Below are 1588 nucleotides of genomic sequence, written 5' to 3'. Positions count from 1 at the left end.
CGGCCCGCGCCCGCTCCGCCCGCGCCAGGAAGTACCGCTCCTGCTCGGGAGAATCGAACACCTCCCACCCGGACACCGGAACCTCCGGATCCCCGACCACCACACCCAGCAACCGCACCAACCGCTCCGCGAGTTGGTCCGCGGTCCCCCGATCGAACAGATCGGTCGCGAACTGCAGAACAGCCGTGATACCGGCGGGCGCATGGGAACCGTCACGGTTCTCGACGCAGGTCAGGTTGAGATCGAACTTCGCGGGCGGCGTCCCGAAGGACTCGGGCTGCGCGACGAGACCCGGCAGCTCCAGCGACCCCTCGTCGTTGTTCTGCAGGACCAGCATCACCTGGAACAGCGGATGCCGGCCCAGCGAACGCACCGGGTTCAGCTCCTCCACCAGCCGCTCGAACGGCAGGTCCTGGTTGGTGAACGCCGCCAGATCCGCGTCACGGACCCGGCCCAGCAGCTCACCGAAGGTCGGCTCACCCGACACATCCGTCCGCAGCACCAACGTGTTCACGAAGAACCCGACCACATCGTCCAGCGCCTGGTCCGAACGCCCCGCCACCACCGTCCCGATCGGAACATCCGTCCCCGCACCCAGCCGCGACAACAAAGCCGCCAACGCCGCATGCAGCACCATGAACAACGTCACCCCGTGCCGACGCGCCAACCCCTCCAGCTCTGCATGCAATTGGGCGTCGAAATGGAACTCCAACAGCTCACCGTCATGCGACGCGGCGGCAGGGCGGGGCCGGTCGAACGGCAAGGCCATCTCCTGCGGCAGTTCACCCAGCAGATCGCGCCAGTACGTCAGCTGCTCGTCGAGAATCTCGCCGAGCTGGTTGTGCTGCCAGAGGGTGTAGTCCGCGTACTGGACCGCCAGCGGCTCCCAGACCGGCACGGAACCGGCCAGCCGGGCCCGATAGGCCGAGGCGACACCCGACCAGAGCGGACCGGAGGACCAACCGTCACTCGCGATGTGGTGCAAGGTCAGGACGAGGACGGACTCTCCCTCGCCGAGCGTGAACAGCGCTACTCGGAGCGGCAGTTCGGTCGAGAGCCTGAAGAGGCCGAAGGCCTCCGCATTGATCCGCTCCGCCAGCTCCTCCTCCGTGCACGGCTCGACCGTGAACGGAACCCGGGCGTCCTCGACCGGCAGAATCAGCTGCCGGGGCTCACCGTCGACCGTCGGGTAGACCGTACGCAGGGCCTCGTGCCGGCCCACCACGTCACCGATCGCGCCGCGCAGAGCATCCACGTCCACTGCCCCGTGCAGACGGAACGCGAACGGACTGTTGTACGTGGCGGAGGCACCTTCGAGCTGGTCCAGGAACCAGAGTCGTTGCTGGGCGAACGACAGCGGCAGCACCTCCGGCCGCGCGCCCGCCACCAGCGCCGGACGCGCCGGGCCACCGTCCTTCAGCTTCTCCACGACCCCGACCACGGTCGGGTTGCGGAACAGATCACGGATGCCCAGCTCGGCGTTCAGGGTCGTACGGATCCGGCTGATCAGCCGCGTCGCGAGAAGCGAATGACCGCCCAGAGCGAAGAAGTTGTCGTCGATCCCCACCGACGGCACATCGAGCACCTC

General features: G+C 67.9%; 1 protein-coding gene. It reads right to left on the bottom strand.

Annotation, left to right across the window (positions count from 1 at the left end; translation table 11 throughout):
• The coding region (locus tag ACZ6EM_RS40390; RefSeq protein ID WP_465774679.1) for a condensation domain-containing protein at positions 1 to 1588 on the bottom strand (1588 nt) is incomplete at both ends.

This window comes from Kitasatospora sp. NPDC041917 (assembly GCF_055589745.1).
Note: the sequence above shows the minus strand (reverse complement) of the source record. Positions and strands in the feature narration are given on the sequence as shown.